The organism is Anoxybacillus ayderensis, from assembly GCF_000833605.1.
Lineage (GTDB): Bacteria > Bacillota > Bacilli > Bacillales > Anoxybacillaceae > Anoxybacillus > Anoxybacillus ayderensis.
This window is the reverse complement of sequence record NZ_JXTG01000020.1, coordinates 1-23,781: the sequence shown is the minus strand read 5'-3', so window position 1 is coordinate 23,781 and position 23,781 is coordinate 1. Positions and strand designations below refer to the sequence as shown.

Here is a 23,781-nt window from a genome sequence, read left to right as displayed (position 1 = left end):
TTTGTGGTAAGGTAAAATACAGAACAATCTGTATGGGGAGTGACGAGACTTGGCACAAGAAAATCGCCGAAAACAAGAACATGGTGAAAAAAACAAAAAAAATCTTCAGTCACTAATCGAGACATACACTCGGGAAGGACATATTGCTGAAAATATATCACCTTATAAAACGGGTTATCCCAATTTTGATGAAAAACAATTTAAATTAGACCATCTTATCACCTTCCGTGATGGCGAAGTTTGGGGAATACATACTACGTCAACCATTCGAACAGATCGTGCAAAACAAATTCAATGGGATTCTTACCATATTAAGAAAATTAACCAACATGTGAGCAAAGTATATTTAGTTTTTCCTGAAGGGCTTGATCATTACAACAAAAATCAAGCGCTAAGTTATCAAAAAAAAATTAGAGAGAAAAAAATGTATACAGCTATTGATGATGTTTTAAGTTTAAGTGAGCTTGAACAATGCTTAGAATCAAAAAGTTTGGAAAATGAAAACATTGGAAAAAGAAAAGCAACGGAAGGAAAAAATTTTGAAAAGCGACTAGTATCTATACTAAACCACTCTTCAAACATAAAAAAATGGAATCAATCAAGTTCAACAGAAGATGGTTATTTTTATCCAACATTTCAACAAATCATGAGTTTAATAGGCTTATCAAGAAATGAGAAAATACTGAAAATAGAGGCAACTGATAAAATTCCTAGACTCGAAACAGGTGGACAACCAAAAACAGATATTCTACTTACCATTACGACAGATAGACGCTCGGAAGAAATGTTCACATTTAGTTGCAAACGCTCAAGTGCGAAGTATGTTTCAATCCATGAGTACACAGCAGAAAGTTTTATAGAGGTGTTAGATATAAAAGATAAAAAATTACAAGAAGCTTTCCTAAAGTTACAAGAAGTCGGAGGCTTTACCGAACTGAAAAAACGATATGATGCTCTTTATAAAGTAATGGAGAAAGAACTGCCTATTCTAAATAAAAAATTAGCAGAATGGGCTTATGCCGGTATTGGTGGATACGGGGATCCAAAGATTCACTGGGCAAATTATATCATTGTCTTCAAAAATGATACAAAAACACTTGAGATGGAAAAAATAGATGTTTATATTGCGAATATATTACAAAATGTAGAAGGACAGATGGGGACTTCTTTTCAATGGACTTATCCATCTAAGAAAAAAGGCAAGGCAATACAACTAAAAGGAAAGATTACTTGACTTTTATTTCAAAAAACAAAGACTGCTTTACTTCAACAATATACGAATGAACAAAACTTATTCTAAGCTTGTGCATAGTTGATAAGAGACAAGGTGTCCCCATGATTTTCGGGACACCTTCTTCTTGTTTTATTCATCTCTTTCATGTTTCACAACGATGCGATCGTTTTCTACATCAATGTGGATCGTACGTACATGTTCTTCATCAAGCAACACGTCAGCAATTTGGTCTTCGACATGTTCTTGTATGACGCGGCGGAGTGGACGGGCGCCAAATGTCGGATGATAACCAAGTTCAGCTAATTTTTCTTTCGCTTTGTCGCTCATTGTAACAGCTACATGCTGTTCAGAAAGCGTGCGTTGCAATTCAGCGAACATGAGATCAACAATTTGCAACATGTGCGCTTTTTCAAGCGGTTTAAATTCGATGATCGCATCGAGACGGTTTAAAAATTCCGGTTTAAAGTATAGGCCGAGACGTTGGAGCAAGTCGCCTTCGACATTCGTCCCTGCATTTGATGTCATAATGATGACTGTATCTTTAAAGCTGACGGTACGACCTTGGCTATCTGTTAAACGACCGTCTTCTAAAATTTGCAAAAACATATGTTGTACGTCCGGATGCGCTTTTTCCATTTCATCAAGCAAAATGATGCTGTAAGGATTGCGGCGCACTTTTTCCGTTAATTGACCGGCTTCTTCATGACCAACGTAGCCAGGAGGTGCACCGATGAGTTTGGCGACTGCATGTTTTTCCATATATTCGCTCATGTCTAAGCGAATCATCGCATCTTTAGAACCGAACAATTGTTCGGAGAGCGTCTTCGACAATTCTGTTTTACCGACGCCAGTCGGACCGACGAATAAGAACGAACCGATCGGACGGTTCTTCGCTTTTAAGCCGGCGCGACTTCTGCGAATCGCTTTAGCGATTTTTTTCACCGCTTCTTCTTGACCGATGACTTTTTTCGCTAAGTTTTCTTCTAAATGTTTCATTTTTGCTTGTTCATCGTCTTGTAGTTTGCCGACTGGGATGCCTGTTTTTTCTTCAATGATTTGTTGAATGTGCATGACGTCTACAACAGGTGGCTCAGCTTGTCCGTTTTGTTTTAATTGTTTTTCAAGCTGCAATTCTTCTGTGCGCAATTTGGCAGCGAGTTCGTAATTTTCTTCTTGCGCTGCTTTTTCTTTTTCTTTTCTTAATTGTTCGAGACGTTGTTCGATTGCTTCTTTATTTGTCGGTGTCGCTTTTAAGCTTACTTTTGAACCCGCTTCGTCTAACAAGTCAATCGCTTTATCAGGAAGGAAGCGATCTTGAATGTAGCGATGCGACAATGTGACGCATGCATGAATCGCTTCATCTGTATATTTTACTTGATGGAATTGTTCGTATTTTGGCTGAATGCCTTTTAAAATATCGATCGCTTGTTCAATTGTCGGTTCATGAACGATGACCGGTTGGAAGCGACGTTCAAGCGCTGCATCTTTTTCAATTTGACGATATTCTTTTAACGTTGTTGCGCCGATGATTTGCAATTCTCCGCGAGCAAGCGTCGGTTTTAATATGTTGCTTGCGTCCATCGAACCTTCTGCCGATCCGGCACCGACAAGTAAATGAATTTCATCGATGAATAAAATGACATTTTTCCGTTGCTGTAATTCAGCAATGAGTTGTTTCATTCGCTCTTCAAATTGACCGCGAATGCCTGTGTTTGCGACTAAGGAAGCGACATCGAGCACGTACACTTCTTTGTTTAATAATTTTGTTGGAACAGATCCTTCGACGATTTTAAGCGCTAATCCTTCGACGATCGCCGTTTTACCAACGCCCGGTTCACCGATTAACACCGGATTGTTTTTATTGCGCCGATTTAAAATTTCAATGACGCGTTCAATTTCTTTATCGCGTCCGATGACAGGATCGATCAATCCTGCTTTCGCTAATTGCGTTAAGTTGCGACCGAATTGGTCAAGCAATCCGTTTCGTTTCGGTTGTTGTTCTTGTTGTTGGGCGTGGGAAACAGTTTGTTCAGCAAGCGGTGCGAAGAAGTCGGAGAACAATTGATCGAAACGATCGAAGTGGAATCCTGCTGGCACTTTTAATTGTTGTTTTTGTTTTGCATAGCACGCCTCGCAAAGATGCAATTGTTGTTTTTCGTTGTTTACTTGCACATGTAAAAAGATGTTTGCTTCATTTTGTTTACATACTTGGCACATCATAGGCACCAACCTCCTTTTTGACTTTGACTATATTTGACCTTTCTGTCTTTATTATAATTTGACCTTTTTTGACTTTCAAGACCTTTTTTAAAAAAATAAAAAAAAAACATGATAGGAAGATAACCTATCATGGTCGCTTTAACCCATTCATCAAAAACTGAATCGTCCGCTCTATCTCTCGTTCATCATCCCACGGATAGTCGGGCATGACGAGAAAGCGAGTGAGTAAAAACCCCGCAATTGTCGTAATCGTCAAACGAATAATCGTCTCTGGCGGAAGTGGAGCAAGCTCCCCTTTTTGTTGAAAATGCTCGACAATTTGTTTAAACTTTTCGTACACATGATTGATAAAAATCGTTTGAAACTGCGCTTTAATGTCATCGTGAAACGCCATTTCTTGCCATAATACACGAATCGCGGGCAAATACGTTTTGACAAATTCATATCGGTTTTGAAAAACGGCGCGCACAAATTGCTCATCATGTTCATATTCGTTTTCAAATGCATGCTTCAAAATTTTTCATTGACGAAATAAAAAGATTTTTGTACGATAGTAACGTCAATTGCATATGAAATCTTTCTCGTCAACTAAGATGAGATAGAGGTCGCGGCAAATAATAGTAGTTTCATGGAGACGCAGAGACGTCGCTGAAGTGAGATGAAAGGATTTGTCGCCGAAGTTTATAGCGTGCTCTGGCGCTATAAGCTGGGCCTGTTGCCGAATAGGTGCAGGACTGTCATCGCACATGCGGTGGAGAGCTATCGATCTTAAGTTTGATGCGGATGTGTCATATATTGTGCACCCGTTGAAAACTTAGGGTGCACTTTTTTATTTGAAAAAAGTGCACGACAACAGCGCTCTACCGTACGCACCGTATATTTTATGAACGAAAGGATGAAAAACATGAAACAACAAAAACTCGGCTTTTGGGTATTGACCGCGCTTGTTGTCGGTAACATGGTCGGATCTGGTATTTTTATGCTTCCTCGTTCGCTTGCGGAAGCCGCAAGCCCGGCTGGCGTATTGCTCGGATGGCTGTTGACGGGGGCTGGGGTGTTAATGATTGCGATTATTTTTGGTAATTTAGCGATTCGAAAACCAGAATTAAACGGCGGACCGCAAATTTATGCGAAAGAGCTGTTTCCGAAAGGTTCAAATGCGTCGATCTTATCCGGTTTTATGTCATCTTGGGGATATTGGATCGGCAACGTCGCTGGAAACGTCGCCATTATTACGACGTTTGCTAGTTACTTATCAACGTTTTTCCCTATTTTAACGAGCGGACATGTCGTCTTTTCCGCCGGTTCATTGACGTTAAAGCTCGGCAATTTGCTGACGTTTCTCGTTTGTACGGCGCTTTTATGGATGATGCATACAATTATTTTACAAGGAGCAGAAAACGCTGGAAAATTAAACTTTGTTGCCACCGCAACGAAAGTGCTTGGCTTTTTCTTATTTATCGTCATCGGGCTGTTCGCCTTTGAAAAAAGCTATATCCAACCGTTTGTTGCTCCGCGTTACGATGAAGCAGGTCATACGCTCGGGCTTCTTTCACAAATCAACAACGTCGCATTAAGCACGCTTTGGGCGTTCATCGGCATTGAATCAGCGATCGTCTTCGCTTCGCGCGCGCGCAAACAAAGCGATGTGAAACGCGCGACAATTGTCGGTTTATTTATCGCCTTAGCGATTTACATCGGCATTAGCGTGCTCGTGATGGGATTGTTAAAACAAGAGGTGCTCATGCAGTCAGAAAAACCGCTCGTCGATGCGATCGGAACAGTGTTAGGACCGATCGGATCGCAACTGCTTGCAGCGCTCGGTTTAATTAGCTTAATCGGTTCGACGCTCGGCTGGATTTTTTTAAGTGCAGAAGTGCCGTACCAAGCTGCAAAACAAGGATTGTTTATGCGCACCTTTTTGCAAGAAAATAAAAACGGAATGCCGCGCTTTTCTTTAATCGTCTCGAATATGATTGCGCAACTATTCATTTTTTCAACGATTTCAAACTCGATGGCGGCAGCGTTCGATTTCGTCATTTACATTGCGACATTATCGTATCTCGTTCCGTACGTCATCGCATCCGTCTTCCAATTGAAGCTCGTTTGGACAGGAGAGACGTATCGTACGATGCAAGAACGAATGACAGACGGAACGATCGCCGTGCTTGCGACCATTTATTCCATTTGGCTTGTGAAAGCAGGAACGGCCGATATGAAAACATTTTTACTCGGCATCGCCTTGCTGGCAAGCAGCTTGCTTTTTTATCCACTTGTTGTTAAACAACAAAACGGCGAAACGAACAAACAAAAACAGTCAGCATAACAAATCCCCCGTCATTTCGGCGGGGGACACATCTTCTCATTTTCTCATCTTTATTCTTTGTATTTTTTTCTTGCTTTTTCAAACATTTGATTTAATTTTTCGATCTGTTTATTATTTGCTTGCTTGCTACTGTTCAAATGACCATCATACTCAATTTGATTACTATCTAATGGAACTTTCCCATAATAAACCCCTTTGATTGTATACTCATCATGTGTAGTGCTTTTTCTTAAAAACAAAAGATAACTCTTATCATTTTTCATCAATTGATACCCTGCTGAACCGTACATTGTATTCGTTTCTTTATCAAATGCTCCATTCTCCATAACTTTGATAACATTACCCCTATCTAACTTATATCCTTTTTCATTTTTGAACACTTTTTTGATCTCGACGTCACTTATTGTGTAAAAGCCCGTTACCATATCGCCATCTTTATCAAAATGACTCTCCCCACTTTTCTTCGTACCGATTAAAATGACTTCACTATCATTCTCCATTTCTTCTAAATAATCATACTGATCTATAATTTTTGATTCACTATGAACATATTTTGTATGTGCATTGCTTAGTTCAGATGTCGTATGATTACAAGCAGCTAAAAACAAAATAGTAAAAAAAAGAAGAACATCTTTTTTCATTAGATCATTTCCTTCCCTCTAATAGATAGCATTTATTCCGTTCCAATCATCACTCTGTGGGTACTCGTCATTTAAGAAACCTTCCGAAAGCATGATAGCACGAACATCATTCTCATGATCTAGTCCCAGAGCATGACCTATCTCATGTGCTGTCGTTTCCCTCGTTTGTACCCAAGATAACTTTTGAAAACCCGGCAAATAAATCCTTAACTGAGACTTATCATATGTACAATCCCAGCAAGCAGTCACTTGTCCTAACCAATTTACGTTATAGTTAATACAATCAGCGACAACGGAACCCATATCTTTCGTACTAGCCCACCATTTATAGTTAGCTTGGGAAGCATCATATGTCCTAGTCGTACCAATTAAAGGTGAACTATCAAACGCTTCTGATCCGTAAGCTGCCCGTGCTTCATAACCGGCATGAATAACCGATGAGTCGATCCAATATTTTAACGAGTTTGGACTTCTATATTTTCCTCCCAACAGTTCATAAGCATGAACATTGACACTAGGGATTAAATATAAAATGATAATAAGTAAAAAAGTAAATCGTCTCAAATTTGCTCACCTCTAGAATTTCTTATTGTTTTCAACTTTTCAACCATCTTATCATTTTTTTTTTTGCAAATTGTTTTTACACTAATGACTAAGGTAACTCCCTTGGTCTTTTTTATTTTTCGTCCTCTATCATTTACAGAACATATTTCGACATCTTTCGTTTTCGTCCTTCTTACCCGAGCAAAAATCCCCTTCTTACACTAATGATTTTTTCAGCCTTTTTTCACATGTTTATGTTATAATATTCCTTGAATTTCGTTTTGTCGAGGGAGTACATATGGGGAGAGAGAAAATGAGACGGTGGTTGTTGTACGTCTCGCTTGTTATTTTGCCGTGCTTTGTTGGGAGCGCATGGATTGTGCTTTGGCAAGACGAACAGCAGCAACAACAACTGCTTGAAGAAACGCGAACGTTTGCGAATATACATAAAAATGACCTTGACCGTTTTCTTGCGGAGACGACGGCTCGGCTAGAAACGTTAGCGATCGTCCTGAGCAAACATATCGCGACATTGAAAAAGGAAGAAATAAACGACATATTGCAACAAATGCAAAAACAAGACGTTCGCTTTGAACGCATCTCGTTCGTTTCTGATATGACAAGTTCAACGATGTACATAGCAAAAATAACGAAACAAACGATGATCGATACCCATCAGACGACGACGATCGTCACGCCAATTATCGATGAACAAACAAATCAAACGGCTGGCTTTCTCGTTGCAAAATTGCGCACAGCGTACATGAAACATCGCATGAAAATCATTGATCCAAACGCATCCTTTCGCTTATACGATGAACACGGAACGCTTCTTCTTGCGACAAACAAGCTTCAAGCATCACAACAAACGGTAAGCGTCCATTTAAATCACGCACCGTGGACGATTGAAGCGAACGTGCCGCGCGTAAATATGAAACAAAATATACAAGCTTCCCTTCCTTATATCTTGTCGCTTATTGTGATCATCCATATTATTTGGTTGTTCATTCAATATTCGCTATTAAAACGGCAAACGATCGTCGAACGAATGGAAACGGAAGCGCAAAAGCTTGAGCTCATTGGAACACTCGCCGCAAGCACGGCACACGAAATTCGCAACCCGCTTGCGGGCATTAAAGGGTTTATTCAATTATTAAGCGAAAAACATAAAGATAACGAATCACAGCTTTATTTTTCGGTCATTCAAAACGAAATCACACGCATTAACGATATCGTCAATGAATTTTTAATTCTCGGCAAACCGACGGCACAAAAGCTTGAAATGTGCGATTTAAATCATATCGTCCAAAGCATTCACCCGATGATCGAGTCGCAAGCGCACTTACATAATGTTATTTATTCGTTTCAACGCGCCGATGTACCGCTTCCGATTCGTTGTTCGAAAGACCATTTAAAACAAGTCGTCTTAAATTTAGCAAAAAATGCGATAGAAGCGATGCCGCACGGTGGCGAGCTAACGATTTCTCTTGAAAAACAAGGAAGCTTCGGCATATTGCGCGTCAAAGATACAGGTTGCGGCATTCCGAAACATGTGAGCGACAAGCTATTCCAACCGTTTGTCACATCTAAACAAACAGGCACAGGGCTTGGGCTCGTCATATGTAAACGCATTATAGACATGCACGAAGGGACGATTGACATTCATAGTATAGAAAAGAAAGGAACGACGATTACCGTTCGTTTTCCGTTAGGAGGGTGATTATGGTTGACATGCTGATCGGAAGCACGCTATCTGCACTTGCCACAGGAGCTGGCGCTGTCCCGATTTTATTTTTGTCGCGCTCGTTAACACACAAATGGCGCGACATGTTGCTCGCTTTTACGGCTGGTGTGATGATGGCGGCATCCATGCTTGGACTCATTCCAGAAGCGCTTTCTTCCGGAACGTTTTTTGCCTTAGCCATTGGATTGGGCGTCGGTGTGCTCGCGTTAACGTTCCTTGAAAAAATCGTCCCCCACATCGATTTAGCGCATACCGAAAGCGGCATAAAAATTGACCAAAAAGCGTTGCTTGTGCTTGCGGCGATTACGCTTCACAACATCCCAGAAGGACTATCTGTCGGCGTGAGTTACGCTTCCGGCGAACAAAACCATATGGGTGATTTAATTGCGCTTGCGATCGGCTTCCAAAACGCGCCTGAAGGATTGCTCGTTGCGCTTTTTTTATTTAATCAACAAATTTCAAAAGGAAAAGCGTTTTTGATGGCAACAGGGACAGGACTGATTGAACTTGTCGCTTCCGTCATCGGCTTTTATTTAACGTCGATCGTCGATGCGCTCGTCCCGTACGGATTAGCGTTTGCTGCTGGAGCGATGTTGTTTATTATTTATAAAGAATTAATTCCTGAAAGCCATGGCGATGGGAATGAACAATCGTCAACGTATTCTTTTATTATCGGACTATTAGTGATGGTATTTTTAATTGAAACATTTTAAAGGATGATCTACATGTCGAAATATTATATGCTTCTTTTATTGACAAGCGCATTATGGGGAGGAAACTTTGTCGCAAGCAAATTGCTTGTCGCCCACGCCTCCCCGCTCACGCTGACGTTTATTCGCTGGACGATCGCCGTCCTTTTTTTATTTCCGATCGTGTTAAAAAAAGAACGATCCGTCCGTCTTCAAACGCGCGGCATCGTTCCTTTGATTGCGATGGGGATGTCGGGCGTCGTGTTGTTTAACGTATTTATGTTTCAAGCGCTTCGCTATACATCAGCGGATCATGTCGGTTTAATTTCAACGCTAAACCCGATGGCGATTGCGCTCGTTGCATACGTCGTCTATCGTGACAAACTGACGCTTCGGCAATGGGTGGCGATGATCGTTTCGCTCATCGGTGTGCTCATCGTCATGACGCACGGGCAACTGCATCGTCTAGCGGATGTAAACATCGGCGATGTATGGATGATCGGAGCGGTCATCATTTGGGGCGTTTATTCAGCCTGCGCCAAAGCGGTGATGACATCGTACTCTCCGCTTGCGGCGACGTTTTGGTCTGGCGTATTTGGCGTCATCGGATTGCTGCCGTTTCTTTCTTCTTTTTCCGTTCATGATGTGAACGTCTCCTTTTCGCTTGCGCTTTTATATACGAGCGTTGGGGCGACGGTGCTCGCGATGTTTCTTTGGAACGTCGGCGTCAAACGAGTTGGTGCGACGACAGCGGGCATGTTTTTAAATTTTAATCCGCTTTTTACTGCCTTGTTTGCATACATACTTCTTGGAGAAACGTTAACGCCACCACAATGGATCGGTTCATTCGTCACCATTGCAGGCGTCATATTGTTTACAAAAAAATAGAAGGGGCGTTATTCCCCTTCTTTTTCTTCATATGGATGAGCAACCCAACCGGATGGATCGATAAATAACCGAACGGCAACGACTTGACGATCGTCCATTAATGTAAAGAAATGTGGATTTCCTTCTGGCACGGAAATGACGTCTCCTGCTTCAAGTTCCACGTCAAAATATCCTGTTTTTTCGTCTCCTTTAATGACGAAAATGCCATGTCCTGCGACGATTGCACGCACTTCATCTTCCGTGTGCGTATGCACTTGTTCAAATTTTTTCAATAGCTCTTCTAAATTTGGTGTTTGTTCGCAGAGGGCAACAACGTCCCACGCCTGATAGCCTCTTCGCTTCGCTAAATCTTCAATTTCAGATTGAAACGCGGCTAAAATGTCCGCTTTTTCTTCGTCTGTTAATACAAATTTGTTTTGAAGATGCGTTGGAAGTTTACTTGCATCCCAATGTTCGTACAACACACCTTGCTTATTTAAAAACACAGCGACGTTTTCCTTTCCTTCAATCACTTCTCCTGTATTGCGCACTTTAATCACTGCCATACTTACTCCCCCTTATCGTTTTAAAAGTAATAATTTGACGTGGTACTGACATAAAAACTCGCACGCTTCTAGCCATTTTTTCGCTTCAAACGCATCTTTTCCCCAAACGGTAATGCCGTGGTTGCGAATAAGTACCGCCCCGTTACTTTCGTGCACATGTTTCGCAAATTCATTCGCCAACGTCGGAATATGAGCGAAATTCGGAATAATCGGAATGCGAAATACCGCATCTTCTTCCCATAACCCGAACGCTTTAATGATTTCTTGATTCGTAAAAACGACTTCTCCTTCATCGCCGTACCATTCCGAAATGACGTTGTTGTCAACGGTATGCACATGCAAAACGCAGCCAGCGTTCGTTTTGTTGTAAATGCGGACGTGAAGAAGCGTCTCCGCTGACGGTTTGAGAGACGTCGCTTCCGCTGGCTGTCCGTCCGCACCGACGAGTAAAAAATCTTCTGCCGTCTCTTTTCGTTTATCTTTGCCGCTTGCGGTCACAAGAAACGTGAGCGGCTCATCGCTCACTTTGAGCGACAAATTGCCGCTTGTTCCCATAAACCAATCGCGCGCCGCTAGCTCCCGTTTCACCTCAGCGAGCTCTTCCCATTTTTTTTGCCTCATGCGACCACCTCGCTTTCTTTTAACGCATCGATGACATCATAAAACGTCGTAAACGGCGTATGCGGTAAGTGAAGCTCACGGCATTTTTCAAGCAAAAAGTCGCGGGCGATGACATGATCCGCTAATTTTGCCGCCGCTAAATCCGTAATCGAATCGCCAATCACAATCGTTTTCGCTCCTTTTGGCGCGAGTTTACGAAGAAGGGACGGCTTACAACAGCCGCATTCATTTTGACAATGTTCATCGCACGCATACGGCCATGTAATTTGAATCGTTTCGCCGCGAAAGTCCGCGCGATTGCAAAAAATGCGTTCTTTTTCAATCAAACCGTCCAACAACGGATAAACGAAAAAGTCGATGCCGCCGCTGACGATATAAAGCGGAATGTGTTGTTGTTTCGTAAATGCGACAAACTCCGAAAATCCGTCGCGAATGCGGGCGGTGTCAAGCAAAAATTGCACGATTTGTTCTTTCAATGACGACGGCAAAAGAGAAAACATGCGCCCAACGCCTTGTTGTACGGAACATGTTTGCGCAAGTATATCGTCTTTGATCGCTTCCCACTCCGGTGGAGCGAACTGTTTCATAATCGCAATAATGTTATCGTTTAACGTAATCGTCCCGTCAAAGTCGCAAAAAATGACTGGCTTCATGATGCGCTCCCCCATAAATCAAGCGCTTGTCGTAACGGTTCGTTTTCTTTTGCCGCGTCATGAAGCGAACGCCCTGAAAGCACCGCTTCTACTGCCGCTCGAAACGCTTGACCGCCGCCAACCGCTCCGGCTGGATGACCGTGCACCCCGCCGCCTGCGTTAATGACACAATCGATGCCAAAGTCGCGAATTAAAAGCGGCACAAGCCCCGGATGAATGCCAGCGGATGGGACAGGGAACGTGCGGACAAACGGCTCTTCTTTCGTCAGTTCTTCAGCAATCGCAAGCGTCTGTTGTTTTTCAAGCGCTACACTTCCGTACGGAGACGGGAAAAGCGAAAAGTCTGCGCCTGCCATGCGCAATAGTTTGCCAAGAAGAAGTGCATAGCTCACTCCATACACGTGCGAGGAAGCGATCGCACCGCTAAATGACGGATGCGCCATGATCGGCAAACGAATGTCATCGTCTTCGCGAAGCGCTTGCAGCACGTCAAGTCCGTATGTAAACACGTTAAATAACAACACGTCCGCACCTAACTCCGCTGCGCGCTTTGCTTTTTCTTTTAGTTCAAACGTTTTTCCTGTTAAGTTCACCGCATATAACGTCCGATGCCCTGTTTGTTCGTACACATCGTTGAGCGCTTGTTTTCCTGCGACGATGCGTTTTTCAAACGGCGTCAAGTCGTTTTCAAACAAAATTTCATCGTCTTTCACGAGATCGACACCGCCGAGCGCTTGCAGTTTTAATTGCTCGGTCACATATCGCAAATCGCGCCCGATGACCGCTTTAAAAATGCTCATCACAAGCGGACGGTCAAAGACGCCAAGCTTTTCACGAATACCGTCAATGCCAAAGCGCGGACCCGGAAATGCCCGTTTTAATTCGTCAGAAAACGTCAGGTCAACGAGTTTAATCGTTCCATCCAGCGACAATTTGCCAAACGTCGTCGTCAAAATCGCTGGAAAATCGGCACTAAAATTGACGCTCGGATACGAAATGCGCACGAGCGCCCGTTTCAATCGCTTCCCGAAATACGTATTGACTCGCTCATCTTCCTCAAGCTGTTCAATGGACTCAACAACACCTTTATGTTTTTTCAACTGCTCTTGTTCAAGCTGCGGCAAATCGGTCCACGACCCGATAGTAAGCCCAAGCGCAATCCCTTCCGCTTTTTTCGCCAAATCTTTGTCATCATGAATCAAATATGTTGCTGTAATCATCGTACCACTCCTTTACAAATAAAAAACCTCTTCATAAGAAGAGGCTAATTGTTCGTCTCTTCTTATCTCTCAGCCTACTGCTGCGAGAATTAGCACCGTGCTTAACGTTCGTTAAGTCGGTTGCCGGGCTTCATCGGGCTCGTCCCTCCGCCTACTCTTGATAAGAATTCGCAATGTATGAAATTTTTCAAATGGTTCGTTTTTCACAAATTTAATTTGAATTATGACAGCAGTCTCTCATTTTGTCAATCATTTTTTTAAAAAAGTTGCAACCGCCCGATTCGTTCCGCCGCTTCTTTCAGCCGTTCTTCGCTTGTGAGTAGCCCTGTGCGCACATATCCTTCCCCATGCTCACCAAAGCCGATGCCTGGAGCAACAGCGACATGTGCTTGTTCAAGCAAAAGATTGGCAAACGTCTCAGACGTATATCCTTTTGGCACAGGAAGCCACGCAAAAAACGAGCCTGCTGGCGCTTGGACGTTCCAGCCGATGTCGTTTAACGCGCGAATAAACGTATTCCGTCTTGCTTCATACGTGGCGACAAGCTCCTCGACGCATTGTTGCGACTGTAAAAGCGCGACCGCTGCCGCTTCTTGAATGGCGCCGAACATGCTCACATATAAATGATCTTGCAAAACGTTGATCGCTTCAATCATGCTTTCGTTGCCGACCGCAAAGCCGATGCGCCATCCTGCCATATTGTACGTTTTCGAAAACGTATAAATTTCAATGCCGACATCTTTCGCCCCTTCGACTTGTAAAAAGCTGATTGGCTTTTTCCCATCAAACCCGATCGCCCCGTACGCAAAATCGTGTACGACGGCAATGCCGTATGTTTCAGCAAACGAAACGGTTTTTTTAAAAAACGATTCCGTTGCTGTCGCGCCTGTCGGGTTGTTCGGATAGTTTAAAAACATGAGTTTTGCTTGGCGAACGACGTCTTCGTGTAGTTCCTCATAATCGGGCAAAAAGTCGTTTTCCGCCCGCAGCGGCATCATTTCCATGCGCGCCCGCGCGAGCACAACGCCCGACCAATAGTCCGGATAACCGGGGTCGGGAACGAGCACGACATCGCCGGGGTTTAATAAACAAAGCGGCATTTCAACGAGCCCAGCTTTGCCACCAAATAAAATGGCGACTTCTTTTTCAGGGTCAATCGTTACCCCATACTCCCGTTTGTAAAACGTCGCTACCGCTTCTTTCAAAAACGAATACCCGCGAAACGGTGAATATTTATGGTACGCTGGCTTTGCTACCGCCTGTTGCATTGCGTTTACAATATGAGCAGGGGTCGGCTGATCCGGATTTCCTTGCCCAAGATTAATGACGTCATGCCCTTCAGTAATGACCGCATTCACTTTTTGAACGAGCGAAGCAAAAAATTGCTTCGGTAGTTGTTGCAACAAGTTCGCTTGCGGAAATGTTTTCATTTTTCGCACACCTACTTCACAAAAAGGTTGAAATTCTAGTCATGTATCATATATCGTAAAAATCAAAATGTAAAGAAAATTTTTCGAGGTGAATGAAATGAATATCGCTTGCATACAAATGGACATTGCGTTTGGAGCGCCTGAAAAAAACAAACAAACGATCGTGCGCTACATGGAACAAATGGCGCGTGACGTCGACGTCGTCGTTTTGCCAGAACTATGGACGACAGGCTACGATTTAACGAGATTAACGGACATCGCCGACGAAAACGGCGAAGATACAAAAACGTTTCTTTCCTCGCTTGCGCGCACGTACGATGTGCATATTGTCGGCGGATCGGTAGCGAAAAAAACGGACAAACAAATGACGAATACGATGTATGTCGTCGACCGACATGGTCATGTCGTCAGCGAATATAGTAAACTTCATTTGTTCAAATTGATGGATGAACATACGTATTTGCAAGCTGGCGAAACGTTAGGTGTATTCGAGCTTGCTCACACGACGTGCGCAGGCGTCATTTGTTATGACATTCGTTTTCCAGAATGGATTCGCGCTCATACATTACACGGTGCCGAAGTGCTATTTGTCGTCGCGGAGTGGCCGCTCGCTCGCCTTCATCATTGGCGCACGTTGTTAATGGCGAGAGCGATTGAAAACCAATGTTACGTCGTCGCTTGCAACCGCGCAGGAAAAGATCCGAACAACACATTTGCTGGCCATTCGATGATCATCGATCCGTGGGGAAATGTTCTTGCTGAAGGGGACGAACAAGAAGCGGTCATTGCGGCGAATATTGACATCAACGAAGTGCAACATGTGCGCGGGCGCATCCCGATTTTTGCTGATCGTCGCCCAGACGTGTATAAAATTTTTGAAAAAAAGGATTGACAAACGAGCATGAAGCGATGTATGATTCGAATCAAGCGAATTCACGAAACTTTTTCACTGTTAAAAACATTCAAATAACGATAAACACTCTTATCAAGAGCAGGTGGAGGGACGAGCCCGATGAAGCCCGGCAACCGGCGGTAACGCACGGTGCTAATTCTTGCAGCAATAGGCTGAGAGATAAGAGGTGCGAAGCAAACTTCAAACCTCTTTCGTTCAGCGAAAGAGGTTTTTTATTTATGCTAAGGGAGGAATCCATATGTACGAACCGTTAACAGAACAAAAAGCGATCGCCCTTGCTGTTCGGTTGGGGCTTTTTGGAAAAGATGCGCTTCTTTCATGCCAAGAAATTGGGGATGGCAACTTAAATCTCGTGTTTCGCATCGTCAACGAGCGCACAAACGACAGCATCATCATCAAACAAGCGTTGCCGTATGCGAAAGTCGTCGGCGAAAGCTGGCCGCTTACGTTAAAACGGGCGACGATCGAAAGCCAAGCGTTGCGCACATTCGCAAGCTACGTCCCTCAATACGTTCCGAAAGTATACTATTCTGATGAGTCTTTAGCAATTACGGTGATGGAAGATTTATCACATTTACAAATTGCACGTCGCGGGCTGATCGAAGGAAAAACGTTTCCAAAACTTTCGGAACATATCGGTGAATTTATCGCAAAAACAGCGTTTTACACGTCTGATTTCGGCATGAACCAACAACAAAAAAAGAAACTCGCACAACAATTTACAAACCCTGAACTTTGTAAAATTACAGAAGATCTCGTATTTACCGACCCGTTTTTTGACCATGACACAAATAACTTTGAAGCGGAACTTCGCGCAGATGTCGAGCAACTTGGGCAAGATGACGTGTTAAAATGCGAAACCGCAAAACTGAAACGGCTCTTTTTAACGAAAGCGGACGTCTTGCTTCATGGCGATTTACATACGGGAAGCATTTTTGCAAGCGACGATGAAACGAAAGTGATCGACCCAGAATTTGCCTTTTACGGTCCGATCGGCTTTGATCTTGGGCAATTTTTCGCTAATTTGCTGTTAAACGCTCTCGCTCGCGATGAACGTGACCGCGAACCGCTCTTTCATCATATCGAAAAAACGTGGAACGTGTTTGTTCGCACATTTTCTGAACTTTGGCGTGAAAGCGATGAACCGTATGCGCAAATTTCTGGCGTGCTTCAAGACGTGCTTCACGATGCAAAGATCGAAGCGATTGGATTTGCTGGCTGTGAAGTCATTCGCCGAACGATCGGTTTAGCCCATGTCGCAGACGTTGACGAATTGCCGCTTGAGCGCCGACTTGATGCGAAACGTCACGCGCTTCGCCTCGGACGTGCGCTGATCGTACAGCGTGAACAATTGCCGATTCAGGCGATCAAACAACTTGTGCAACAAACGGTACATGTGAACAGCTAGGAGGAAGACAATGAAATCTGTACAATGGCACGATACACATATCACAATTTTAAACCAACAAGCGTTGCCTCATAAGACGGAATATTTAGAATTAAAAAACATAAAAGACGTATGGGATGCGATCGTGACGTTAAAAGTGCGCGGGGCGCCGGCAATCGGCATGACTGCCGCTTACGGCTTAGCGCTTGCGGCAAAATCGTATGAGACGGACGACTTAGCGCAGTTTCACGCCGAGTTAAAGCGCGACCGCGACTATTTAGCTAGCTCGCGTCCGACCGCTGTCAACTTATTTTGGGCGCTTGATCGGCTTATGAAAAGCGTCGCGCATGCAAAATCCGTCAACGAAGCGAAAACGACGCTCATTCATGAAGCGATTTGCATTCAAGTAGAAGATGAAGACGTATGCCGCCGCATCGGCGAACATGCCCTTTCCCTTTTTCAAGACGGCGATCGCATCATGACGATTTGCAATGCCGGGGCGATTGCGACGGCGCGCTACGGAACGGCGCTTGCTCCGTTTCATTTAGCGAAAGAAAAAGGAATGACGCTTCACGCGTATGCGTGTGAAACGCGACCTGTCTTGCAAGGGGCACGGCTCACCTCTTGGGAGCTTTCGCAAGCCGGAGTCGATGTGACGCTCATTACCGACAACATGGCCGCGCAAACGATGAAAGCAAAACGCATTTCCGCTGTCATCGTCGGCGCGGATCGCATCGCCGCAAACGGCGACACAGCAAACAAAATCGGCACGTTCGGTCTAGCCATTTTAGCAAAAGCGTTCAACATCCCATTTTACGTCGCCGCCCCGCTCTCAACGATCGACTTACAGACGAAAACAGGCGACGACATTCCGATTGAAGAACGCGCCAAAGAAGAAGTGACGCATATCGGCGGCGTGCGCATCGCACCGGATGTGAACGTCTACAATCCTGCCTTTGACGTCACACCGCATGAACTCATTACCGGCATTATTACCGAAAAAGGCATCATTTTTGGCGATTACGAAACAAAACTACCGACATTATTTGAGGAGGTTTTCGCATGAGAAATGTATGGCTTGCCTTCGTGCTTCTTTTGGTGCTATTAGCCGGATGCACGAACGAACAAGATGCCGTTTCTAAACCGGCACAACAACCGAAAGAAGAAACGAAACAAACGAATGAAACAACAGGAGCGGACATTCCAGCCGCACTAAACAAACCGATTAAAATTGCCGCTATTATGCAAATGTCGATCGGCACCTTTTCATCGCAGTATATCGCAGGTGTGAAAGAACAAGTCGCAAAATTTGGCGGCGACGTGCAAATTTATAACGCGGATAACGATTTAACGAAAATGGCATCGTACGTCGAAACGGCGATTAACCAAAACGTCGATGCGATTTTATTAGATCATGGACGGGCGGATGCGTTAAAAGCCCCTGTGGAAAAAGCGCTAGCAAAAGGCATTCACGTCGTCGCATTCGATAACGATTTAAACATTCCGGGTGTCACTGTCATTGACCAAGACGATTACAGCTTAGCATGGAAAACGTTAAAAACGTTAGCGGAAGATTTAAATGGTGAAGGCGAAATCGTCACGATTTGGGTCGGCGGCTTTACGCCGATGGAACGGCGCCACGTCATTTACGAAGCGTTTCAAAAACGATATCCGAACATAAAAGAAGTCGCCAAATTCGGCACAGCGAGCGCAAACACCGCTTTAGATACACAAACGCAAATGGAAGCAATTTTGAAAAAATATCCGAACAAAGGCGATATTGATGCGGTGTTTGCGACGTGGGATGAGTTTGCCAAAGGAGCAACGCGCGCCATTCAACAAGCAGGTCGAACAGAAATTAAAGTGTACGGCATCGACTTAAGCGATGAAGATTTACAAATGATTCAACAACCGAATAGCCCATGGGTCGCAACGACAGCAACCGATCCAGCGGAAGTCGGACGCGTGCAAGTGCGCTTTGCGTATCAAAAAATTGCAGGGGAAAAAACGCCAAACATTTACTCACTTGAACCGCATTTAGTGAAACGTTCTGACTTACCAGATCAACAAGTGTCGATGGGCGAACTGCACAACTACATTTCGGGCTGGGGACAATCAAATGTCGCTGTCTCTCCATGGATGAAAACGCTCGAACAACAGGTGAAAAAACAATGAGCGGGCTTTCCATGAAACAAATCGTCCATTCGTTTGGCGATGTCACCGTATTAAACGGCGTGAACTTCCATGTCCAACCGGGCGAAGTTCACGCCCTTTTAGGTATGAACGGCGCAGGAAAAAGCACGTTAATGAACATTTTAGCTGGTCACCTGCAAGCAACGAGCGGAGCGATTGACATCGATGGACGGTCGTATACGTTTTCTTCCCCAAGAGATGCGAAGCGAGCGGGCATCGGACATGTCGTGCAAGAAGTGGATGCAGCGTTATTCCCTGCCCTATCCGTATATGAAAATGTGCTCGCTGAACAAATTGTTGAACAACCGAACATGTTGTTTTCAAAAATGAACAAGCGGGCGTTTGTGTTACAACTTCTTGAGCGCGTCGGTTTGGCGCATGTGTCGCCTGATGCGCTCGTTCAAACGTGCTCGCTCCATGAAAAACAGCTTATTTTACTCGCTCGCGTCCTCTCTTCTTCCGCTCGCTACATTATTTTAGACGAGCCGACCGCCTCGTTAAGCGAAGAAGAAACGAAACGGCTATTTGCGATGATCGAACAATTAAAAGCACAAGGCGTGTCGTTTATTTACATTTCGCATAAATTGCACGAAGTAAAACGCATTTGCGATCGGATGACGATTTTGCGCGACGGCACAGTTGTATATGAAGGTGATGTGTCGCTTCCGACGGAGGAGATCGTGCGCCATATGGTCGGGCGGCAACCGGAGACGCGCAACACTTTTGCGCGGGAAAAAAGTGAAGAAACGATATTTGAAGTGAAACAACTATACATTCCAAAAACGAAAACGACGGTAGACCTTGCTGTACGACGCGGGGAAATTGTCGGCATTGCCGGCATCGTCGGCGCAGGAAAAACGGAATTAGCAGAAAGCATCATCGCCCATGTGAACACGACAGGGGAACGCATCGTGCGCGGGAAAAAACAAACGTGGACATCGCCAAAAGATGCGATCGAAGCAGGCGTTTGCCTCATCCCAGAAGAGCGCCGAAAACAAGGATTATTTATGAACGAAACAGTAGAAAAAAATTTGACGGTGCGCCTATTGTCGAACATTTCGAAATGGCAATGGATAAACAAACGACGCGAGCGCACGATCGCGACATCGCTCATTTCATCGTTACATATTCGTCCATCCTCGCCGACCGCCTTGGCGAAAAACTTAAGCGGCGGCAATCAACAAAAAGTCGTCATCGGCAAATGGCTACAAACGAATAGCGACGTATTTCTTTTTGACGAGCCGACAAAAGGCATTGACGTGCACGCGAAAGAAGAAGTATTTTCGATCATTCGCTCGCTTGCTGAAGAAGGAAAAGCGATCATTTATTTCACGAGCGAGTTTCAAGAGTTGCTTCGCATTGCACATACGATTTACGTCATGGTCGACGGTCGTTTCATCAAAAAAATAGACGCCCAAGAGGCGACATACGAACAGCTCGTCCATGATACAACAGGAGGTGACATGAGATGAAGTTTTTATACAAATACGGAACGATCATCGCCATCGTTGTCGTCATTAGTTTTTTCAGCATCACGCTCGATTCGTTTTTTACGTATGCGAACTTTAGCGACATTTTACGTTCGATTTCGATCGTCACGCTCGTTGCGATCGGCATTACGTTTTCATTAATTGTCGATGGATTTGATTTATCGGTCGGCTCAACCGTCAGTTTAGCGACTATCGCAAGCGCCTCCGCGCTCGTTTTACATCGCCAAGAGCTTTTCGTCGCTCTCATCGTTCCACTTCTTCTCGGCGTGCTCGTTGGATTGCTGAACGCCTTTCTCATCATTCGCCTTCGCTTGCCCGATTTATTGGCGACGTTAGCGGTCATGTATATCATTAACGGCGTACAATTGACGTATACGAAAGGATTTTCGATTTACAACGACATGCCGCTCCCAGAAGGAGGAACGGCGCCGGGAAAATTTATTCCATCGTTTTTATTTATCGGACAAGGAGAGCTGTTTAGCATTCCATTTTCTGTGTTGCTTATGCTTTTTGTCGTCGTTTGTGCTCATCTTTTTTTAACGTATACGAAATTCGGTCGCTTGTTTTATATGACGGGCGAAAATCGCGAAGCAGCAAGGCTCACCGGCATTCCCGTCGATCGTTACCGCACGATTGCGTATATGATTAGCGGACTGTTCGCTGCTTTAGCCGGCATTGTTCTTGCTTCGCGCATCGGCACCGGACAAGTATCGGCAGGGGCATCGTTATTAATGGATGGCGTCGCTGCTGCCTTTATCGGCTTTTCCGTCTTTGGCGCAGGTAAACCGAACGTCATCGGTACGCTGCTTGGTTCAATTTTAATCGGGGTGTTGTTAAACGGGCTGACGATGATGAACGTGCCGTACTACGCCCAAGATATAATAAAAGGAATGATTTTAATTTTCGCACTTGCGTTGTCCCACATTGTAAAAAAGTAACCCACCTTACGCAAGGTGGGTTTCAAACGTCCGTTCTTTTTCTACTTTTTCCATTAGTTCATCAATAAGACGAATGACTTCGGTCGATGCTTGTTCGAGTTCTTGCAGTTGCGCTTCGGCACCTTTTATATCGCCTTTTGCGTACGCTTCCGCTGCTTTTTTCGCCGCGACGTGCACACGTTCATGAGGGGCATCAAGCTTTTCATACGCTGGCGTGCCTTTCAGTTGTTTTTTCGTTTGTTCATCAAAGTACCATTTTCCTAATCGGCATTGATGGTGAGAAGCGACATCTTCCGGACGAATGTTCTCGTAGCCGACAATCATATTGTAAATGCGCCATTTCCATAATAAGTGATCCGTTTTCGCCAAATGCAATAACGCTTTCGCAGATAGTTTAATATTGTTTTCGTTAACTAAATTTAAGCGGAAACGGTCGATCGCTTTGCTTAACGCATGAACCGTCTTTCCTGTTTTTTCACCAAGCTCGCGAATGTCATCTGTTAATTTTGCAATCGATGCCATGTGGTTTGCGATTTCATCGACAGCCGCCGCTTGCTGTTCGGCAACCGCAGCATTCGTATTTGTACTATCTTGAATGTCGCCCATCGCCGATACAATTTCGTTTAATAAAGGCATCGCTTCTTGCGCTTGACGGACCGCTTGACGAATCGTCGATGATGTTGAGTAAATCGCGGATGATACTTCCGATGAAATCGTCCGCAACTCTCCGACGTTTCGTTGCACTTCGCCGAGCGATTGCACTGTATGATCGGCAAGCTTCCGAATTTCTTCCGCAACGACGGAAAATCCTTTTCCGTATTCCCCCGCACGTGCCGCTTCAATCGAAGCGTTTAACGCGAGTAAATTCGTTTGATCCGCAATGCCGTTGACAAGTTGCATCACTTTTTCAATCGCGCTTAAATGTTGTTGTAAATGTTCAAAACGATCAACCATGTTCGTAAACTGTTCGGACGTTTCCATAATTTCTTCAAACGCTTCCGTCATCATTTGTTGCCCTTTTTCCGCTTGTTCAACGGATGTCGTCGTTTTTTCGGCGATGACGGTCGCCGCGTGCGCCACTTCCGAAACGGCCGTCGTCATTTCTTCCGTCGCCGCCGTCACCATTTGTACATCGCTATTTTGTCGGTCGAGCGCTTGCAGTAAATCTTTAATAAACATAATTTCCGCATTTTGTTCCATCAACATTTCTGTTCCGCTTGCGATTTGTTCCATCATCGTTTCCGTGTACACTTCAACGAGCAGTTGTTGCTCAATATTAATCGCCCGCTGCAACGTTTCCATCAATGTTAAACAACGTTTCGGCGCCAGCGCCGTTTTCGACAGCAACGTTGTTAAAATAAAGAAATTCAAATGATTAAAGGCAACGATCAATTTTCCGACATTCACTTTTTGTTTGCGCAACAAATGGAAAAAGCGAAGCGATTCATCGACGTACGCGCGGTTGCGTTCCATCGTAAAAAAGGCGTTTATATACGCTTCGATGCGCGCTTCAGTCACCGCATTTGCCGCTTCTGGCTGCACTTGTTTCAGCCCCTCATAAAAAAGACGAACCATCTCTTGTTTGTACGGTGCAATGAGTTCATCAATTTGTTTTAACTTTGCGAAATCTTCCGTCGTAAAATGGTTATATGATAACGTGTCGATAAATCGTCCTTGAAACGAATAGTCTGTCCCTTTTTCAAGCAATTCGTTGAATGACGGACGAAGGCGCTTAAATAACATGCGATTCACCTCTTCAGCTGTCTTGACATATAAGTCTATTGTACTATATCTCTTTCCTGCATGTCATTAGTAATTGGCAAGGTAATATAAAACGTCGTGCCAACGCCTACTTCGCTCTCGACATCAATGCGCCCGTCATGTTCTTCAATAATTTTATAGCTGACCATTAAGCCGAGCCCCGTTCCACGCTCTTTCGTCGTATAAAACGGCTCCCCTAATTTTTTTATTTTCTCTTTCGGAATGCCGCTTCCTTCATCGCGGATGGCGATGCGTATGCCTTCTTCAATATTTGAAACAGAAACGGTAATCGTGCCGCCGTTTGGCATCACTTCAATCGCATTTTTTAATATGTTAATAAACACT

At 44.3% G+C, this 23,781-nt stretch carries 21 protein-coding genes, 1 pseudogene and 3 riboswitches; of the genes and pseudogenes, 11 read left to right on the top strand and 11 right to left on the bottom strand.

The genetic code is table 11. From position 1 onward, the window contains the following. Positions 1-49 precede the first annotated feature (49 nt). A complete protein-coding gene (locus tag JV16_RS12710) occupies positions 50-1,234 on the top strand; it encodes an MspI family type II restriction endonuclease (RefSeq protein ID WP_021094912.1) in 1,185 nt (394 codons plus the stop codon). Between the two features lie 129 nt (positions 1,235-1,363). On the opposite strand, the gene JV16_RS12705 is transcribed toward JV16_RS12710, so the two are convergent. Then, positions 1,364-3,454, bottom strand: a complete 2,091-nt coding sequence (locus tag JV16_RS12705; RefSeq protein WP_021094913.1) for an ATP-dependent Clp protease ATP-binding subunit — start codon at positions 3,452-3,454, stop codon at positions 1,364-1,366. A gap of 127 nt (positions 3,455-3,581) precedes the next feature. Continuing rightward, positions 3,582-3,974, bottom strand: a pseudogene (locus JV16_RS12700) (TetR/AcrR family transcriptional regulator); the annotation flags it as partial. A 71-nt stretch (positions 3,975-4,045) separates the two neighbouring features. Further along, positions 4,046-4,224, top strand: a riboswitch (Lysine riboswitch). Between the two features lie 134 nt (positions 4,225-4,358). On the opposite strand from JV16_RS12700, the gene JV16_RS12695 reads away from it, so the two are divergent. Then, complete coding sequence (locus tag JV16_RS12695) at positions 4,359-5,780, top strand: amino acid permease (protein ID WP_021094916.1); 1,422 nt, start codon at positions 4,359-4,361, stop codon at positions 5,778-5,780. A gap of 50 nt (positions 5,781-5,830) precedes the next feature. Here JV16_RS12695 and JV16_RS12690 read toward each other — a convergent pair whose 3' ends face one another. Next, positions 5,831-6,421, bottom strand: coding sequence for a hypothetical protein (locus tag JV16_RS12690; RefSeq protein WP_042536149.1), 591 nt, complete (start codon positions 6,419-6,421; stop codon positions 5,831-5,833). Positions 6,422-6,439: 18 nt separating this feature from the next. Then, positions 6,440-6,985, bottom strand: a complete 546-nt coding sequence (locus JV16_RS15035; protein ID WP_021094918.1) for a matrixin family metalloprotease — start codon at positions 6,983-6,985, stop codon at positions 6,440-6,442. A 277-nt stretch (positions 6,986-7,262) separates the two neighbouring features. On the opposite strand from JV16_RS15035, the gene JV16_RS12680 reads away from it, so the two are divergent. From JV16_RS12680 to JV16_RS12670, 3 genes are read left to right on the top strand one after another with little or no spacing between them, the layout of a single operon-like run. Beyond that, entirely contained in the window at positions 7,263-8,684 is a 1,422-nt protein-coding gene (locus JV16_RS12680; protein ID WP_042536146.1) for an ATP-binding protein, read from the top strand. A 2-nt stretch (positions 8,685-8,686) separates the two neighbouring features. Beyond that, on the top strand, positions 8,687-9,421 hold the full coding sequence (locus tag JV16_RS12675; RefSeq protein WP_042536144.1) for a ZIP family metal transporter: 735 nt from the start codon (positions 8,687-8,689) through the stop codon (positions 9,419-9,421). Between the two features lie 12 nt (positions 9,422-9,433). After that, entirely contained in the window at positions 9,434-10,285 is an 852-nt protein-coding gene (locus JV16_RS12670) for a DMT family transporter (protein WP_021094921.1), read from the top strand. Between the two features lie 8 nt (positions 10,286-10,293). On the opposite strand, the gene JV16_RS12665 is transcribed toward JV16_RS12670, so the two are convergent. From JV16_RS12665 to JV16_RS12645, 5 genes are all read right to left on the bottom strand, one after another. Continuing rightward, positions 10,294-10,830: a 1,2-dihydroxy-3-keto-5-methylthiopentene dioxygenase gene (locus JV16_RS12665; protein ID WP_042536143.1), complete on the bottom strand. Its 537-nt coding sequence runs from the start codon at positions 10,828-10,830 to the stop codon at positions 10,294-10,296. A gap of 12 nt (positions 10,831-10,842) precedes the next feature. After that, positions 10,843-11,451, bottom strand: a complete 609-nt coding sequence (locus JV16_RS12660) for a methylthioribulose 1-phosphate dehydratase (RefSeq protein ID WP_042536141.1) — start codon at positions 11,449-11,451, stop codon at positions 10,843-10,845. Further along, positions 11,448-12,104, bottom strand: a complete 657-nt coding sequence (locus tag JV16_RS12655; RefSeq protein WP_021094924.1) for a 2-hydroxy-3-keto-5-methylthiopentenyl-1-phosphate phosphatase — start codon at positions 12,102-12,104, stop codon at positions 11,448-11,450. The genes JV16_RS12660 and JV16_RS12655 overlap by 4 nt, the downstream gene beginning before the upstream one ends. Beyond that, positions 12,101-13,324: a 2,3-diketo-5-methylthiopentyl-1-phosphate enolase gene (gene mtnW / locus JV16_RS12650; protein ID WP_042536139.1), complete on the bottom strand. Its 1,224-nt coding sequence runs from the start codon at positions 13,322-13,324 to the stop codon at positions 12,101-12,103. Before mtnW ends, JV16_RS12655 begins: the two co-directional genes overlap by 4 nt. 59 nt (positions 13,325-13,383) lie before the next feature. Then, positions 13,384-13,491, bottom strand: a riboswitch (SAM riboswitch). Positions 13,492-13,581: 90 nt separating this feature from the next. Continuing rightward, positions 13,582-14,754, bottom strand: coding sequence for a pyridoxal phosphate-dependent aminotransferase (locus JV16_RS12645; protein ID WP_021094927.1), 1,173 nt, complete (start codon positions 14,752-14,754; stop codon positions 13,582-13,584). A 97-nt stretch (positions 14,755-14,851) separates the two neighbouring features. Here JV16_RS12645 and JV16_RS12640 point away from each other — a divergent pair, with 97 nt between their 5' ends. The 6 genes from JV16_RS12640 to JV16_RS12615 all read left to right on the top strand — a co-directional run bounded on the left by JV16_RS12640 (position 14,852) and on the right by JV16_RS12615 (position 21,675). Then, positions 14,852-15,646 carry a carbon-nitrogen family hydrolase gene (locus JV16_RS12640; protein WP_042536136.1) on the top strand — a complete coding sequence of 265 codons (795 nt, stop codon included), beginning with the start codon at positions 14,852-14,854 and terminating at the stop codon, positions 15,644-15,646. 87 nt (positions 15,647-15,733) lie between these two features. After that, positions 15,734-15,833, top strand: a riboswitch (SAM riboswitch). 72 nt (positions 15,834-15,905) lie between these two features. Continuing rightward, complete coding sequence (mtnK, locus tag JV16_RS12635) at positions 15,906-17,075, top strand: S-methyl-5-thioribose kinase (protein WP_042536134.1); 1,170 nt, start codon at positions 15,906-15,908, stop codon at positions 17,073-17,075. A gap of 10 nt (positions 17,076-17,085) precedes the next feature. Continuing rightward, positions 17,086-18,120, top strand: coding sequence for an S-methyl-5-thioribose-1-phosphate isomerase (gene mtnA / locus JV16_RS12630; protein WP_042536131.1), 1,035 nt, complete (start codon positions 17,086-17,088; stop codon positions 18,118-18,120). Further along, a complete protein-coding gene (locus JV16_RS12625; RefSeq protein WP_042536129.1) occupies positions 18,117-19,229 on the top strand; it encodes a sugar ABC transporter substrate-binding protein in 1,113 nt (370 codons plus the stop codon). The genes mtnA and JV16_RS12625 overlap by 4 nt, the downstream gene beginning before the upstream one ends. Continuing rightward, positions 19,226-20,719, top strand: coding sequence for a sugar ABC transporter ATP-binding protein (locus JV16_RS12620; protein WP_042536168.1), 1,494 nt, complete (start codon positions 19,226-19,228; stop codon positions 20,717-20,719). The genes JV16_RS12625 and JV16_RS12620 overlap by 4 nt, the downstream gene beginning before the upstream one ends. After that, positions 20,716-21,675 (top strand): ABC transporter permease, encoded by a 960-nt coding sequence (locus JV16_RS12615; RefSeq protein WP_042536127.1) that lies wholly within the window; start codon positions 20,716-20,718, stop codon positions 21,673-21,675. Before JV16_RS12620 ends, JV16_RS12615 begins: the two co-directional genes overlap by 4 nt. Before the next feature lie 6 nt (positions 21,676-21,681). On the opposite strand, the gene JV16_RS12610 is transcribed toward JV16_RS12615, so the two are convergent. Both JV16_RS12610 and JV16_RS12605 read right to left on the bottom strand, forming a co-directional pair. Continuing rightward, positions 21,682-23,418, bottom strand: a complete 1,737-nt coding sequence (locus JV16_RS12610; protein WP_042536125.1) for a methyl-accepting chemotaxis protein — start codon at positions 23,416-23,418, stop codon at positions 21,682-21,684. A gap of 35 nt (positions 23,419-23,453) precedes the next feature. Beyond that, a partial coding sequence (locus tag JV16_RS12605; RefSeq protein WP_042536124.1) for an ATP-binding protein occupies positions 23,454-23,781 on the bottom strand: 328 nt, incomplete at its 5' end.